This window comes from Streptomyces sp. NPDC039609 (assembly GCF_055596705.1).
Genome location: NZ_JBVIUJ010000007.1, coordinates 1 through 14,823, shown reverse-complemented (window position 1 = coordinate 14,823; position 14,823 = coordinate 1). Strand labels below are relative to the sequence as shown.

The 14,823-nt window shown below is 68.5% G+C and carries 18 protein-coding genes and 1 tRNA gene; 15 read left to right on the top strand and 4 right to left on the bottom strand.

Translation table 11 applies throughout. The annotated features are described in order from the left end of the window. Positions 1-2: 2 nt before the first annotated feature. Together ACZ561_RS21200 and ACZ561_RS21195 are read left to right on the top strand one after the other, a co-directional pair. A complete protein-coding gene (locus ACZ561_RS21200; RefSeq protein ID WP_470997285.1) occupies positions 3-1,427 on the top strand; it encodes a S1C family serine protease in 1,425 nt (474 codons plus the stop codon). Between the two features lie 46 nt (positions 1,428-1,473). Beyond that, positions 1,474-1,558 (top strand) — tRNA-Ser (locus tag ACZ561_RS21195). Between the two features lie 974 nt (positions 1,559-2,532). On the opposite strand, the gene ACZ561_RS21190 is transcribed toward ACZ561_RS21195, so the two are convergent. From ACZ561_RS21190 to ACZ561_RS21175, 4 genes are all read right to left on the bottom strand, one after another. Further along, complete coding sequence (locus ACZ561_RS21190) at positions 2,533-2,835, bottom strand: hypothetical protein (RefSeq protein WP_470997283.1); 303 nt, start codon at positions 2,833-2,835, stop codon at positions 2,533-2,535. Between the two features lie 28 nt (positions 2,836-2,863). Next, positions 2,864-3,088 (bottom strand): hypothetical protein, encoded by a 225-nt coding sequence (locus tag ACZ561_RS21185; RefSeq protein ID WP_470997280.1) that lies wholly within the window; start codon positions 3,086-3,088, stop codon positions 2,864-2,866. Between the two features lie 569 nt (positions 3,089-3,657). After that, a complete protein-coding gene (locus ACZ561_RS21180; RefSeq protein ID WP_470997277.1) occupies positions 3,658-4,350 on the bottom strand; it encodes an HAD family hydrolase in 693 nt (230 codons plus the stop codon). Then, positions 4,337-5,203: a GntR family transcriptional regulator gene (locus ACZ561_RS21175; RefSeq protein WP_470997274.1), complete on the bottom strand. Its 867-nt coding sequence runs from the start codon at positions 5,201-5,203 to the stop codon at positions 4,337-4,339. The genes ACZ561_RS21180 and ACZ561_RS21175 overlap by 14 nt, the downstream gene beginning before the upstream one ends. Positions 5,204-5,354: 151 nt before the next feature. Between ACZ561_RS21175 and ACZ561_RS21170 the strand changes: the two genes are divergently transcribed. The 13 genes from ACZ561_RS21170 to ACZ561_RS21110 all read left to right on the top strand — a co-directional run bounded on the left by ACZ561_RS21170 (position 5,355) and on the right by ACZ561_RS21110 (position 14,165). Beyond that, positions 5,355-5,684: an SCO3933 family regulatory protein gene (locus ACZ561_RS21170; RefSeq protein WP_470997271.1), complete on the top strand. Its 330-nt coding sequence runs from the start codon at positions 5,355-5,357 to the stop codon at positions 5,682-5,684. 2 nt (positions 5,685-5,686) lie between these two features. Continuing rightward, on the top strand, positions 5,687-7,033 hold the full coding sequence (locus ACZ561_RS21165; RefSeq protein WP_470997268.1) for an FtsK/SpoIIIE domain-containing protein: 1,347 nt from the start codon (positions 5,687-5,689) through the stop codon (positions 7,031-7,033). Positions 7,034-7,108: 75 nt separating this feature from the next. Beyond that, on the top strand, positions 7,109-7,801 hold the full coding sequence (locus ACZ561_RS21160; RefSeq protein ID WP_470997265.1) for a DUF2637 domain-containing protein: 693 nt from the start codon (positions 7,109-7,111) through the stop codon (positions 7,799-7,801). Positions 7,802-7,817: 16 nt separating this feature from the next. Beyond that, entirely contained in the window at positions 7,818-8,006 is a 189-nt protein-coding gene (locus tag ACZ561_RS21155; protein WP_470997262.1) for a mobile element transfer protein, read from the top strand. Between the two features lie 17 nt (positions 8,007-8,023). Then, positions 8,024-8,182 carry a hypothetical protein gene (locus ACZ561_RS21150; RefSeq protein WP_470997259.1) on the top strand — a complete coding sequence of 53 codons (159 nt, stop codon included), beginning with the start codon at positions 8,024-8,026 and terminating at the stop codon, positions 8,180-8,182. A gap of 11 nt (positions 8,183-8,193) precedes the next feature. Next, positions 8,194-8,532: a SpdD-like protein gene (locus tag ACZ561_RS21145; protein WP_470997256.1), complete on the top strand. Its 339-nt coding sequence runs from the start codon at positions 8,194-8,196 to the stop codon at positions 8,530-8,532. A gap of 5 nt (positions 8,533-8,537) precedes the next feature. Continuing rightward, the gene (locus ACZ561_RS21140) at positions 8,538-9,086 is read left to right on the top strand and encodes a GGDEF domain-containing protein (RefSeq protein ID WP_470997253.1); all 549 of its coding nucleotides are present in this window, start codon (positions 8,538-8,540) and stop codon (positions 9,084-9,086) included. A 91-nt stretch (positions 9,087-9,177) separates the two neighbouring features. After that, on the top strand, positions 9,178-9,360 hold the full coding sequence (locus tag ACZ561_RS21135) for a hypothetical protein (RefSeq protein WP_470997250.1): 183 nt from the start codon (positions 9,178-9,180) through the stop codon (positions 9,358-9,360). A 5-nt stretch (positions 9,361-9,365) separates the two neighbouring features. Then, positions 9,366-10,781, top strand: a complete 1,416-nt coding sequence (gene repSA, locus ACZ561_RS21130; protein WP_470997247.1) for a replication initiator protein RepSA — start codon at positions 9,366-9,368, stop codon at positions 10,779-10,781. A 1-nt stretch (position 10,782) separates the two neighbouring features. Then, positions 10,783-10,995: a helix-turn-helix domain-containing protein gene (locus tag ACZ561_RS21125; protein ID WP_470997244.1), complete on the top strand. Its 213-nt coding sequence runs from the start codon at positions 10,783-10,785 to the stop codon at positions 10,993-10,995. After that, positions 10,995-12,173 carry a tyrosine-type recombinase/integrase gene (locus tag ACZ561_RS21120; RefSeq protein WP_470997241.1) on the top strand — a complete coding sequence of 393 codons (1,179 nt, stop codon included), beginning with the start codon at positions 10,995-10,997 and terminating at the stop codon, positions 12,171-12,173. Before ACZ561_RS21125 ends, ACZ561_RS21120 begins: the two co-directional genes overlap by 1 nt. 256 nt (positions 12,174-12,429) lie before the next feature. Then, entirely contained in the window at positions 12,430-12,699 is a 270-nt protein-coding gene (locus tag ACZ561_RS21115; RefSeq protein ID WP_470997238.1) for a hypothetical protein, read from the top strand. 86 nt (positions 12,700-12,785) lie between these two features. Next, positions 12,786-14,165, top strand: a complete 1,380-nt coding sequence (locus ACZ561_RS21110; RefSeq protein ID WP_470997235.1) for a VanZ family protein — start codon at positions 12,786-12,788, stop codon at positions 14,163-14,165. The last annotated feature ends 658 nt before the right edge of the window (positions 14,166-14,823 follow it).

Sequence of the window (14,823 nt, the reverse complement as noted above, 5' to 3'; positions counted from 1 at the left end):
CTGTGAGTACCGAGAACGAGGGCAACGCGGTTCCGGCGGACCCGAACGCCCCGTCCGTCCCTCCCGCCCCTCCGACCCCTCCTGCGGCCCCTTCCGCACCCCCTGCCGTGGACGCATCCGAGCCGCAGGCGGCCCCCGAGCACGCCACGGCGCCGCTGCCCGTGACCCCTCCGGCGGAGGTTCCCGCCGGTGCGACCGCAGGCGCCCCGGCGGGCGCGGGTGGCTGGCCGCCGCCCCCGCCGGCCGTGCCGACCTGGGGCGAGCCCGTCCCTCCCGTCCCCGCAGCCCCGCGGAAGAAGACCGGCGGTCTCGTGGCGGCCGTCCTCGTGGCCGCGCTGGTCGCCGGCGGTGTGGGCGGCGGCATCGGTTACTGGGCGGCCGAGCGCGGCGACGACGAAGTCAGCTCGACGACGGTCTCCGCGGGCGACTCCCAGGCGGCCTTCAAGCGTGATCCGGGCACGGTCGCGGCGGTGGCGGGCAAGGCGCTGCCGAGCGTCGTGACCATCCAGGCGAAGTCCGGCGGCAGCGGCGCCGGTGAAGGCGAGGGCGAGGGCGGTACGGGCACCGGCTTCGTCTACGACAAGGAAGGCCACATCGTCACCAACAACCACGTGGTGGCGTCGGCGGCGGAGGGCGGCACGCTCTCCGCGACCTTCTCCAACGGCAAGACGTACGACGCGGAGGTCGTGGGCCGGGCCGAGGGCTACGACGTGGCCGTCCTGAAGCTGAAGAAGGCCCCCGAGGGGCTGGCCCCGCTCCCGCTCGGCGACTCCGAGAAGGTGGCGGTCGGCGACTCGACGATCGCGATCGGCGCGCCGTTCGGCCTGTCCAACACGGTCACGACGGGCATCATCAGCGCCAAGAACCGCCCGGTGGCCTCGGGCGACGGCTCCGGCGGCAGCAACTCGTACATGAGCGCCCTGCAGACGGATGCCTCGATCAACCCGGGCAACTCCGGCGGCCCGCTGCTGAACGCGAGCGGCGCGGTGATCGGTATCAACTCGGCGATCCAGTCGACCGGCAACGGCTTCGGCCAGACCCAGGCGGGCTCGATCGGCCTCGGCTTCGCGATCCCGGTGAACCAGGCCAAGAACGTGGCCGAGCAGCTGATCAAGACGGGCAAGCCGGTGTATCCGGTGATCGGCGCGACGGTGAACATGACCGACAAGGGCGCGGGGGCCACGATCGCGGACGAGGGCGCGGGCGGCACCCCCGCCGTCACCGCGAACGGCCCGGCGGCGCAGGCCGGCCTGAAGGCGGGCGACGTGATCACCGCCTTCGGCGACCGCCAGATCGACAGCGGCCCGACGCTCATCAGCGAGATCTGGACGCACCAGCCGGGCGACTCGGTCGAGATCACCTACGAACGCGACGGCAAGACGGCGAAGGCCACCGTCACCCTCGGCGAACGCACGGGCGACAACTGACCGGCTAGGCTGTCCCCCGCGCCGTCCTGAACGGGATCCGGCGCGGGGTGGGTTGCCCGAGCGGCCTAAGGGAACGGTCTTGAAAACCGTCGTGGCGCAAGTCACCGTGGGTTCAAATCCCACACCCACCGCCCTGTGAAACGGCCCCTGACCAGGTAAATCGGTCAGGGGCTGTTCTCGTGCTTGCTGCCCGTCCATCACCGTGGTTCCCCGTCCGTTCCCACTAGATCGGGCACGGGAGGGGCACGGCTACCTTCTGATCCGTAGCTCTATCTAGATCGGGCATCGACGGTCATACAGGCCGCTCGGAAGGGTTTGATGGGCGCTACGGGCCATGGTCGGTTGCTGTGGTTGCTGTACTTCGCTGCTGTACCGCAGCGCCGCTCCGAGGTACTCCTACTGCCCGGCCGATGATGGCCATATCCGTTCAAGCCCCCGGGGCCAATGGGAGCCGATCGGTGGAGGCAACTGACCCATCATCCCACGCATGGGATCGGCCCCTGCTCGATCTGCGACACAATGGCCCTAGCAATGTCGACATGCTCCGAATGGCCCGAAATCGCGCCTAAACCCCATGTCAGTGCTGCGGTAACTAGCGCCACAATCAGCGGATAGACGAGGTCGCGGCGAAAGTCTCGATCGGCCATGGCTGCTCCCGTGCGTGGGACGGCATGAGTTGCCTCCGGGCTGACAATCCATCTGCTGGGCCTCGTTGGCGTTAACCAAACCATGCGATATTGACCACTTTGGCGCGAACAGTAACGTTCATAGGCTCAGAGGGTAAATCTTGTAGGGATGCGACAGAGACACGCATCTTCCCAGGTCAGAGCCTATGACTGGGGCCCCTGTCCCACCTGGGCGGCGGGTGAAACGAGACTGGCGCGTGACCACGTGATCGACGGAGTCTCAATGGCTGATGCAAGCCAGCGGGGCGCCGTCCATAGGTTGAGAACGGCGCCCCGCGTTGGGCGCAGGAATAGACCTATGGCCTCATCCTTATCAGGTCGATCATGGGGACTCTGGGACCTCGCCCAACACGCTCCGCGCGTCGTCTGGCCTGCCGCTGATGTTCGGCGTCGATCGGCGAGATTCGCGCTCGTTGGTGTCAGCCGCTGATGTCATCGCCGGACGGCGTTCTTGACAGGCTCTGGTCTGCTTCTTCGTCGCCACCCATGGAGCCGAGCAAACGTTGGCGCGCCGCATCCAGGCGGTCGGCGTAGTCCGGCATGAAGACCTCAGGCAGCGTCGTTTCGAGGGTGCCCGAGATCTCGTAGATCCCTGACCAGACCGCGCGGTCGGGCACGATGGCGTCGAGTTTGTCGGACCGCATCATGACGTCGTAGAGCCAGTCGGACAGGACGAACGCCTGGTCGCGTGTGAGCTTGATGAGCACCGGTTCTTCGTCCACGCGGTCACGGTACGCACGGTCACGATGCTCATCGACGGCGGGGATGCGTGGCGTTGATCGCGTCCTTGAGGTCGTAGTTCACACAGCGGGCGACGCGGATCATGTCGGCCCGATAAGCAGCCTTTGCGAGGATCCCGCCTTCCTCGTCAGTTAGTCGGCTGTCGCCACGTTTCTCCAAGAGGTCGGCCAGCCCCTGAAGCATCTTGTGGAGTGTGACGGCGTCGTCCCTGCTGATGGTGAGTGTGAGCGTCATGGATGCCTCCAGCGTGCTCTTTCACCGTATGGCGGGTCTAGGTGTGCTGCGACTGGGTGCAATGGGCGAGTCAGCCGCCGGTCAGCAATCCGCGGACCTTGCCCACCACTCACCTCCAACTCCCATCCCGTCTGCCGTCGGCCCACACGTCAGTGGAGCGGGCGCGGTGCCGGGCGTCCAGGTGGAGCGCGCCACTGTACGAACGACCTGGACGCCCGGTGCCGTGTCTGCTCGGCTTGTCCTGGGCCGATGGCAGGCGGGATGGGAGTTCCCCGCCTCAGCACCCCACGGCCGGCACCCGCTCATGGTGCCCCCGCCATCCCGGAGCCTGAGCGCCCCCGCCGGAGGCATGTCGGTGACAGATGGAACCGCGGCCGTTGGGGCTCGACTCATGCCCTTGGGCCTATCCCAATCGCAGGGGCGGGCGTCGGCGCAGCGCGCGCGGAGCGGGCCGAAGGCAGGAGCGTCGCGCGGAGCGGAGCCGGGAAGCCCGCCCGGCGGAGCGGTACGCGGAGCCGGGTGCTTGATGAGGTAGAGAAACCTGTAACAGCTCCCCCGTTGATCCTCGGCTACGCCGTGGTGAGTGCGTCGGCGATGGACTGCATGCCGTCGGTGATCGCGTCGGCTTGTGCCTCGGCGAACAGGTCGGCCTTGTGGGGCTTGTTGGCGTAGCCGATCACCGTTGTCCCGGCGGCGTGAGCGGCCTGGATATCCGTGAGCGAGTCGCCGATCAGGGTGCAGTTCGTGACGTCCATATGCATCAGCTCGGCCGCCGTGATGAGCGGGAACGGGTTTGGCTTCATCAGGTGGGGCTGCCCCGTGGGGCGACCGACGATCCTCGCGACGTGGTCCCCCAAGCCATGCAGATCCACGAAGTGCTGAACGCACTCGGCAGAGTTGTTGCTCACCACCGCGACCGCCCTTCCTGAGGACTGTGCGGCTTGAAGGGCTTCCACTGCGCCTGGCGTCGGGGGGCCGGCCACTGTGACGGCTTCGACCTCTGCGGCCGTCAATGCCTGCTCGACCTCCTGGCCGAGCTCGGCGTTCGCTTCGTACGCGATGCGCAGGACCTCGATCGGGTCGTCGGTCTCAGATGCCTTCGCGCCCGCGGCTGCGTCTTGGGAGGTGATCAGCGTGGTGAGCTGCTTGGCGACCTCGTGAGCGGGAAGTCCGGCGAACACGTCGCATACGGGGCCGTCGAAGTCGAAGAAGACGACTCGCGCGTTCGCCAGGACCGCCGGGAGCTGGTCATCGTGCGTCAAGGTCGAAGTCCCTTCCGATGGTCTCCCAGACGCTGTCGAACCACATGCGGGCCTGCTGCACTTGCTGGGCTCCGCTGGAGGACTCGCCGTCGTTGATCGAGTGGTGGAAGAGCGTGGTGTCCTTGCCGACCAGGTCGTAGATCTCGACGGTCTCGCCCTGGGCGACGACCTTGTTGGGGCGGATCGGGTAGTACCCGAAGAATGCGTCCTCGTTGTTGATCACGTACAGCTTGAAGAACTGCGTGCCGCTGTGAACGCGGACGTCGATCCGGGTCTCGGCCACCAGCCCGAGGTGTTCCAATTCGGCGATGGCGTCCCGGATGCTGCGGGTGTAGCTGACCATGATGTCGTGCATGCGGTCGCGGAGCCGCTTGTCGTCGGCCCCGTCCTCCATGCGCACGGGCGCGGCCTGCGGCACGGACATGTCCGGGACGAGTATCCGCATGGTGATGCTCGACGGAGTGAGCCTGCCGACCCGGATCTTGTCGAGCGGTTCCTGAAGCGCGCCGTGCAGGGTCTCGCTGGAGAATCCGGCGAAGTCGATGGTCACCTGGTCCTTGGCGAAAGCCTGCTCGACGTACGGCCTCAGCCCCGCCGGCCTCTCGGTCCGGTTGCGGACATAGACGCCGCTGCCCTTGCGGGAGACCACGAGTCCCTCGTCTTCGAGGTCGCGCAGTGCGCGCTGAATCGTCGCCCGGGCGAACCCGTAAAGCTCCGTCAGCTTCGCGTGGGACGGGAGCTTCTCACCAGGACCGAGCCGCCTCGTTCGGATGGCAGCGCTAAGGCTGCTTGCTACCTGCTCGTAGGGGGCTCGGTCGTCGTCGGGGTCTAGCGGCTCGGGGACGAAGGTCATGGGTCGATGGTAGGCGACACCCCTGAGGCAGGACAGTCATGCCAGTCATGTTGTTGACATGGCTAGCCATGTCTCCTACCTTCGAGATGTGACCAACCAGGCTAGCCAAGTTGGTCATCTAGCCCTTTCCTGCCATCTCCAAGGAGAAGCCATGCCTTCGTTCAAGGTGGACACCTCGACCGCCGTGGTGTTCGTGGCCACGGCCCCCGTCCCGAAGCTCGTGAGCAAGCAGACCGGTGAGCGTGCCGTCGACCGGGAGACCGGTGCGGGTCTCTCCACGGTGGGCCTGCTGATCTCGGACGAGGGGGAGGGAAACCTCTACCAGGTCACCGTTCCGGAGACCGGTCTCCCCGACGGGCTGACGCCGGGCATGCCGGTGTCGGTGATCGGCCTCAAGGCCCGAGACTGGGAGAACACGTTCAACGGCCAGACCCGGCACGGCATCTCGTTCCGCGCCGTCGCCCTCACGGCCGGGGTCTGATCATGACCGACCTGTCGACGTTATGGGAGGTCGGCCTCCCGCTCGCTGGCGCCGGTGGACTCGGCTACGCGAAGGTCCGGGCGCCGCGGGTGTTCTGGTCGCTCGTGGGTCTGCCGGTCACGCGGGTGCGGTTCGCGATGACGTACCGGTCCACGATGGACGTGTGCGGGCTGACGGTTCAGCCGTCCCGCCTGCGGGCGTTCATGGTCCGCACCGTGGCTCGCCGTGCGGATGTCCAGCCCGTGCCGCCGAAGATCCGCCGGGTGCGGGGTTCCGCGACCGGAATGCGGGTCACGCTCCGCCTTCCGGCCGGTCTGGAACCCGCTGATGTGATGGCGGCTGCTGAGCGGCTGCGGCACGCCTGGGGTGTCCACTCGGTCAACGTGGTGGAGACGAAGCCGGGGTTCGTTGAGCTGCGGATGACCGGCTACGACGTCCTGCGGCAGGTGAAGATGCCGCGCCGCGTCCCCTCCGGGCCGATGACCGTTGCCGTGGCTCTGCGCGAGGACGGGACGGCGTTTGTACGGGACTACCGGAAGGTCCCTCACGCACTGACGCTGGGCGCCAACCAGTCGGGCAAGTCGATGTACCAGCGCAACCTGATCGCCGGGCTCGCCCGGCTCCCGGTCGCCTTGGTCGGGATCGACTGCAAGCGCGGTGTTGAGCAGCGCGGATACGCGCCCCGCTTGTCGGCGCTCGCCATCACGCCCGATGAAGCGTCCGGGCTCCTGGACGCCCTGGTGGAGGAGATGGAAGCCCGCTTCGATCTGCTCAGCGAGCACGGTGTCGCCGATGTCTGGGCCTTGCCGGAGGATGTTCGGCCGGTGCCGGTCGTGGTCCTGGTGGACGAGGTCGCGGAGCTGTTCCTGATCACGGGGAAGAAGGACGAGGAACGCCGGGACCGGATGGTCACGCAGACGATCCGACTGGCCCAGCTCGCCCGCGCGGCCGGCGTCTTCCTGGAGGTCTGCGGCCAGAGGTTCGGATCCGACCTCGGCAAGGGCGCCACCACGCTGCGCGCGCAGCTCACCGGCCGCGTGGTTCATCGGGTCAACGACAAGCAGACCGCAGACATGGGCCTGGGCGACATCGCTCCGGACGCCGTGGTCGCGGTGACGACGATCCCGCCCGACCGCCCGGGTGTCGCGGTGGCTGGTGACTCCTCTGGCGGGTGGTCCCGCATCCGCACTCCCGAGCTCAGCGCGGTCGACGCGGCCGCCACATGCGCCCAGTTCGCGCACCTGACCCCGGCTCTTTCGCGCCTCGCCGCCTTCCGGCCAGTGCAGCTCATCGCCGGCAAGCCTGTTCCGCCCGAGCCGCTGTTCAAGCCGGTACCGGCAACCGACTGACCATCCCTGCCCGCTGGTTGGCGTGACCGCGTCGCGCCAGGTCCGTACCCACCCATGCCTGAAAGGAGGTGAACCGTGTTCCGAACCCTCCGCTTCGACGCCGTGCTGATCCAGGCCGTCATCGCTGGGGCCCTGTCCTTCTCTCACCTGCACGACCTGGCTCAGGCTGCCGGACAGGACGGCTGGAAGGCGTGGGCCTACCCCGTCAGCGTCGACCTGCTGCTGGTCGCCGCATGGCGCCGGATGCGCACGGACGGGGGCAACCGTGACGCCTGGCTCTGGTTCGCCATCGCCCTCGTCGCCTCACTCGGCGCCAATGTCGCCACCGCCGGACTCCTCGACATGCAGGACGTGCCGGACTGGCTGCGAATCCTCGTCGCCGGATGGCCTGCCCTCGCGTTCCTCGGCGGCACACTCCTCGCCCACGCACACACCCACACGCCTCAACCAGCCCTCGAGCACGAGCCGGTGGAGGCCCCGGCGGCGGATCTGACCGTGGAGCGGGCCCCGGAACCGGCGCCCGAACTCCCGCCGGCCATTCCGGACCCGGCCGAATCAAGGTCGGTTCCCGCGCAGGAAGAGGTTCCGGCGGAGCCCGCCCGCTCGGCCCCGGCCGTGCCGGTTCCGCCCGCACTACTCGACCACGCCCGGAAGATCGCGGACGCCCACCACGCCCAGACCGGCGCCCCGATCGATGCCGAGACCCTGCGCAGCCGTCTAGGAGTCCCGTCCGCCCTGGCGGACTCGATCGCCCTCCAACTCGCCTGACCGAAAGGAGAGACCCGTGCGCCCGAACCGCTTCTACAACGTCGCCCGCTTCGGACCGGTGCAGGTCGGCACCCACCACGACGGCCGCGGCCGTACCAAGCACACCGCCGTGTGCTCCGCCCCCGGCTGTGACTTCTCCGCCGACTACTTCACCCGCGCAGCCGCCGAGCTCGCTGCCCGCACGCACCGCTGCAACCCCCGCTGAGCAAGGAGATCCGTGTCATGGACGTTCCGCTCTGGCTCGCCCTGATCGTTGTCGGCGCCCTCGGCATCAAGCTCATCCGCCCGCCCTGGTGGCTCGTCGCCGTGATCCTCCTCGGCGGCTACCTCCTGGCCGACAGCCTCGTCGCCCCGGTCATCGACAACACCATCAACCAGTAGGGAGAAGCGTCATGCTCCGACCGCGCGTCCCGGTCAACCCGCTCCCGACCGGCATCACCACCCCGCTCCTCCAGCCGCCCGCCACCAACACCCCGGTCCAGCACCCGGCCCCCGACCAGTCGACGGCCCCCACCCCGACCGCACCCGCGCCGGTCGCCCCGGCCCATACGACGGTCCAGCTCACCCCGGGCAGCGCGCTCGCCCTCGTGGCCGGCGGTGGGGCCGTGGTTCTGGTCGTCGGTGCCGTGCTGGTCTCGATGCTCCTGGCGGTCGCCATCACCGGCGTCTCTGTCGCCCTCGTCGCGGTCGTACTGCGGCTCCTCATCCGCGACATGCAGAAGGGCCGGTGACCGGCATGGACACGTACACGATCGCCGCCGCGGGCTTACCCGCCCTGGGCTGGGCACTGCACAGCAGCATGCTCGCCCGCCGACTGGCCACCGCCCGCCGCGACCCCCTGACCGGCCTGCACACCCGCGCCGGATGGACCGCCCGCGCAGACCACCTGATCACCCGGAACCCGAACGCGCTCGTGGTCCTGGTCGACCTCGACGACTTCAAAGCCATCAACGACACCCACGGCCACGCCACCGGCGATGCGGTCCTCACCACGACGGCCGACCGTCTCACCGTCTGGTGCGGACGCCACGGCGTCGCCGCCCGCCTCGGTGGGGACGAGTTCGCCGCCATCGTCATCGACCCCGCGCACACCGCCGGCCTTCCGGCACTCCGCGCCGCCCTGGACCAGCCAGTCACCCACCAGGGTCACACCCTGCGGGTCTCCGCGTCGGTCGGGCACTGCCACCGCGAACACCTGCCGGTCCCGCTCCTCACCGACGCCCTGTCCATGGCCGACGCGTCGATGTACGCGGCCAAGGGCCACGGCAGGCGCAACACACACTGAGCGGCCCCCGGAGCGGCCTCGGTCGCCAAACTTCCGCCGCCCCGGGCGCCTCAACCCCTCCCAGATCCAAAGGACCCGAAAGGGAAAGCCCATGATGCCCCAGCCCACCACCCCGCGCGTCTGCTCCCACTGCGACGGCTTCCCCGTCGTCCACATCACCACCGGCACCACCACACCGGACGGGAACCGCCGCACTCTTCCGGCCTCCTGCCCGGTCTGCAAGGGCACCGGCACACGCACCGCCCGTGCCGTCCTCGTCCGCGCCGGGAAGTGACCACCTTGACCGACACCGCCACCGCGGCGGGCCTGGACCCGGCCACCCTGAGCGACCTGCTCCGGGTGGCCGGGTCCCCCGGCTTCGACCGCCTCACCGAACAGATCCGCCGCACCGGAGGATGCGCCGCCCCCATCCGCCTCTCCGGCGGAACCAAGACCCTCGACCCCGCCACCCGAACCGTGCTCCACGCCTACAACACCGACGCCGAACCCGGAGGCGTCCTGCGGGTCGCCTGCGGCAACCGGCGAGCCTCCCGCTGCCCCGCCTGCGCCTGGACCTACGCAGGGGACACCTACCACCTCATCCGCGCCGGGCTCGTCGGCAACCCCGACAAGGGCACCCCCGAAACCATCCGCGACCACCCCCGCGTCTTCGCCACCCTGACAGCCCCGTCCTTCGGCCCGGTCCACAACCGGCCTAGTACCCGGCCGTGTCGCTGCGGTGTCCGTCACGCCGAAGACGCGCCCGAACTCGGCACCCCGCTCGACCCGGAGACGTACGACTACGCCGGGGCGGTGCTGTGGAACAACCACGCCTCCGAGCTGTGGCGCTACTTCACGATCTACCTCCGCCGCGAGATCGCCGCCCGCGCCGGCCTCACCCAGACCGCTGCCCGCGAGCAGTCCCGGGTCTCCTTCGGCAAGGTCGCCGAGTACCAGAAGCGCGGCGCCGTCCACTTCCACGCGGTCATCCGCTTCGACGGACCCGACGGACCCGACGGCCCCCACACCCCGCCCCCGGCCTGGGCCACGCTCGAGCTGCTGACCGACGCCATCCGCGCCGCCGCCGCCCGCGCCCACGTCACCGTCCCCGCCGCGCCCGAGTACGGCGTGGACCAGGACGTGAAGCTGACCTGGGGCAGTCAGCTCGACGTCCAGCCCATCGGCGCCTTCGGCCAGGGCGAAGACCTCACCGAACAGGCCGTAGCCGCGTACGTCGCCAAGTACGCCACGAAGGCTGCCGAGACCACCGGGTCCGTGGACCACCGGGTGGGCAACAAGGAAGCCCTGATCCTCCTCGACGTCGCGGACCACCCCCGGCGCCTCATGGAAGCCTGCATGGACCTCGATCCGGCCTACCCCGACCGGCGCCTGCGGGCCTGGGCCCACATGCTCGGCTTCCGCGGCCACTTCTCCACCAAATCCCGCCGCTACTCCACCACCCTCGGTGCCTTACGCCAGGTCCGCGCCGACTACCGCGCGGCCCAACAACGCGAATCGCTCGGCCTGCCCGACCCCGACGAACACCCGGAAGCGACGGTCCTCGTCGTCGCCCACTGGACCTACGCCGGACACGGCCACACGCCCGGTGAGTCCTGGCTTGCCGCCAACATCCACCGCGACATCCAGCACAACCGCGAACACGCCCGCGAGATCCGCGCCGAACTCGAAGCCACCGACACCAATGGGGACTGGTGACATGGACCGACTGCTGAGCGTTGACCAAGTCGCCGAACTCCTCGGCACCACCGTCCGGTTCCCTCGGCGCCTCATCGAAGAGCGCCGCATCACCTTCGTGAAGGTCGGCCGACACGTCCGGATCCCCGAGAACGCCGTCTCGGACTTCGTCGCGGCCAACACCGTCGAACCGATGACGCTTCGGCCGACGGTCGGGCTCAGGAGGGTTGCCTAGTGGCTCGGAAGCGGAAAGCACGCCGTAGCTTCGGCCGCGTGCGCAAGCTGCCCTCAGGGCGCTACCAGGCCCGGTACCCGGGGCCGGATGGACTCCTCCGGCCTGCTGACCGGACCTTCGCCACCACGACGGACGCGGATCTGTGGCTCGCGAAGAAGCGGGTTGAGATCGAGGACGGCCGTTGGATCGATCCGGCAGACGGGGCAACCACGGTGCGGGACTGGTCTGCCCGGTGGCTGGCCGCTGTGGCTCCGCAGCTCAAGCACAAGACGCAGGCGTCGTACCGGTCGCTGATCAACTCCCGGATCAACCCCGCGCTCGGAGACCGGGAGCTGTCCAGCCTCCGGCCGATCACGGTTACTGAGTGGGTCGCGGACATGAAGGGTTCTGGGCTCAGTTCCTCGCGCATCCGGCAGGCGTACCGGGTGCTGTCTCAGGTCATGGCGGCTGCGGTCGACAACGACCTGATCGCGCAGACTCCGTGCCGTGGTGTGCGCCTTCCCCGGATGCCTCAGACGGAGCCACACATTCTCACGCAGGTGGAGGCGTCCAGGATCGTCCGCTCGGCCGCCAAGCCGCATGACCTGCTGATCGCGCTTCTCGCTTTCGCGGGCCTCAGGGTGGGGGAGGCGTTCGCTCTCAGGCGCATGGACATCGACGTAGGGGGCTGCCTCCTTGTCGTGGACGAGAACCTTGCCGAGGCGAACGGCGCCCTGGTCTTTGACACCCCCAAGTCGCACCAAAAGCGGGTCCTGACGCTGGCTCCCTCGCTGTCGAAGCGGCTCGGCGCCTACCTCGACTCGCTGCCCGGCGGTGATGAGGCTCTCCTGTTCACGAACCGCGCTGGCCGGCCCCTGCGCTACAACCAGTGGCGCAAGGCGCACTTTGACCCGGCGGTCGCCGCGGCTGGCCTGACCGATGTGACTCCGCATGACCTTCGGGCCTCGCACGGAACCTGGGTCGCTGATCAGTACGGCGTCATGACCGCCGCGCACCGCCTCGGCCACTCCAATGCGAGCGTGACCACCCGGCATTACGCCCGTCCTGTCGCCGGACGGGACGCCGAGGTGGCGACTGCGTCTGACGCCTGGTTGGAGGGGCACACGAGCGCCGATGGGGCACGTACGGGACAAGGCGATGATGACGACGGCTCCGCCGGTGTCCCCGCATGCGTCTGACCGGGGGCGGAGCGCTGACCAGCCAACAGGACCTCGACTCAAGATCGCGTAGCGGCTGACGTCTGACGGGCCGTACACTCAGCCCGTTCTGTACATGATCACTTACGGGGGAACTCTCGTGGGAACTGGTATACGTACGGCTGTCGTCGGTGCAACCGCAGCCGCAATGCTTAGCCTGGGCACGATTCCGGCGCAGGCGGCCGCGACTTCATGCCCCAGCGACGGCCACCTTCCGGGGTCGGCTCGGTGTACCACGATGTCCAACGGCGTCTTGTCCACCTACTCGACCAGCACGGGCAACTACGTGCTGGTCGGCTACTACCGCAAGAGTGGCGGCGCCCTGACGGCGAAGCTTGGCTATGAGCGCTCCAGTGTCAACAACTGGTGGGCATACCAGAACATGTCCACTGTGCCGTTCCACTACGACCAGCAGAAGGGGCTCACTGCGAGCTGTAGCCCGATGATCGGCAAGCTGTACACGAGTGGCGGCGCCACGTACACGACGCCGGCCGTCGATCCCTGCTAGCCCGCGCGCTGCACTCTGCCAGGGCCCGCACCCTCCTCCCCTGCTAGAGGAGGGTGCGGGCCCTTCCCTACGAACAGGCACCCAAGATGATCAAAGCCGTCTTCCAAGACCATCTAGGCTTTCTCGCGCTCGCCATCGCGGCAACTCTCGCCATAGGCTCCGTCGTATACATCGTGGCCGCACGACGCGTCGACCGTGCTCCCGCCGCGTTCTACGGGCTGTGGGCTTCCTCGACAATCGGGCCCATTGCTCTCACCACCTGGGGTGGAAGCGGGGTCCTCGACCATCGCTGCACGATCAACCCTGCCGTGACCGAGGCGTTCACTACCACGCAGGGCCTGCTCAACGTTCTGCTGTTCGCTCCGTTCGGCCTGTTCGCCGTCCTTGCCACCCGGCGGCCCTTCTTCGGTGCCGCGGTCGGCGTCTTGTTCACTGCGACGGTGGAGACCGCCCAGGCTACGTTGCCCTTCATCGCCCGGCTGTGCGACTCCGACGACCTGCTCACCAATACAGTCGGTATCCTCGCCGGAGCAGCCATTGGCGCTCTCATCTGCCGCAGAGCCCACTACGGCCAGCACCTTGCTCAAGCCAAGGTCCGGCGCACCGCCATCGCCGGCGCCGCTGTCTCGCTGCTCATCGCGGCAACATGGGCATCAGTCATCGAACCGGTCCGTGCCGTCTTGCCCACCGAGACTCCTACGGCTAGCCCTCAGCAGGTTGAAGCACTCAACGCTGCTCTGAAGAAAGCCTTCGACGATGCTTACACCGTTGACTGGGCCAACTTCCACAACAACATCGACGGCCCGAGCACCATCAACGCACCCCTGCCCGGAGGCTTCGCCGAACTGACCTGGCCGGACCGCGAGAAGCTGACCGTCCACTTCACACCGACCAACCAGGGCGAAGGAACCTACGCCTACCAGATCCCCGGGGCTAGTCGTCCTGTGCGCTCGGCGCAGGAGGCACAGGACATCGCCACCTTCTTCGCCCAGCGCCACGCGCCCTGGGCGCTGCGCGAATCGCAGGCCAAGGTGTGGCCCGTCGATGCAAGCGACAAGAATCTCGGCTGGGTCGTCGAATGGCGCCGGTGGCAGGGCAAGCTCCTCATGCCTATGCGCATGGACATCCTGATCGAACCCTCTGGCCGTATGACCGACCTCATTGCCCGGAACGTCGACGACCCCAAGCTGCCTCGGATCAGCATCAGCGAGGACGCGGCGTGGAAGAAATTCGAAACCAACTTCAAACTCAAGCCCGGCCAGGGCGAGCGTGAGGAGCCCGTCTACCTGGTCGAGCGGTACCGAGACCAGTGGCGCGTCCATTGGCGTCTGGCAGCCCGCAACGGCGACATGCTGCTGTCCGCCACAGTGGATGCCACCAGCGGTGACGTCCGCAATGCTGGCGAAGTTCCAGAAGGCGCACAGCCTCCCGTTACCGAGGGGGGCCAGGTTCCCGGAACTCAGTAGGCCCCACACGCAGCCCGTGGACGAGACCCAGGCATGGACCACGGGCCGGGCAGCGAACCGGGTCACCTGCACTACGCCCGTCCTCTGGCCGGGCGAGCCGCCGAGGTGGCGACTGCCTCTGACGCATGGCTGGAAGGGCACACGAGTACCGATGGGGCACGTAGAGGGCACGACGACGATGACGAAGGCTCCGCCGGTGTCCCTGCACGCCTCTGACCTGCGGCGGAGCCCTCACCGGCCTTGATCGGCGAAAGGTCTTGAAAACCGTCGTGGCGCGAGTCACCGTGGGTTCAAATCCCACACCCACCGCTTGCAGGTCAGAGAAACAGCACGTCAGAGGGCGGGCCCCGGAATCCGGGGCCCGCCCTCCGTGTTCACCCTGTCTGCACTCCGGCTCACCCTGGATCGGCTGTATCCCGGTGCCGGCCAGTCCGTACGGACCATCTGTGGGCCAGGCTTCTTGCCGCGCTGGGCGCGGTCCGGGCCTATCCGTCTGGCGCCGGGGCGCGCGTGGGTGCGCCGGGCAGGGTGGGCCTGCCCGGCGCGGGTGGTTCATGTTGTCCGGTCGACCCTGCAACTCGCTGTGGACGAGCGGGTGTGAGGGTTGCCGGTTGTGGGGTTAGCGGCGGTGGTGGTGGTTGCCCCAGGACTTGGTGTC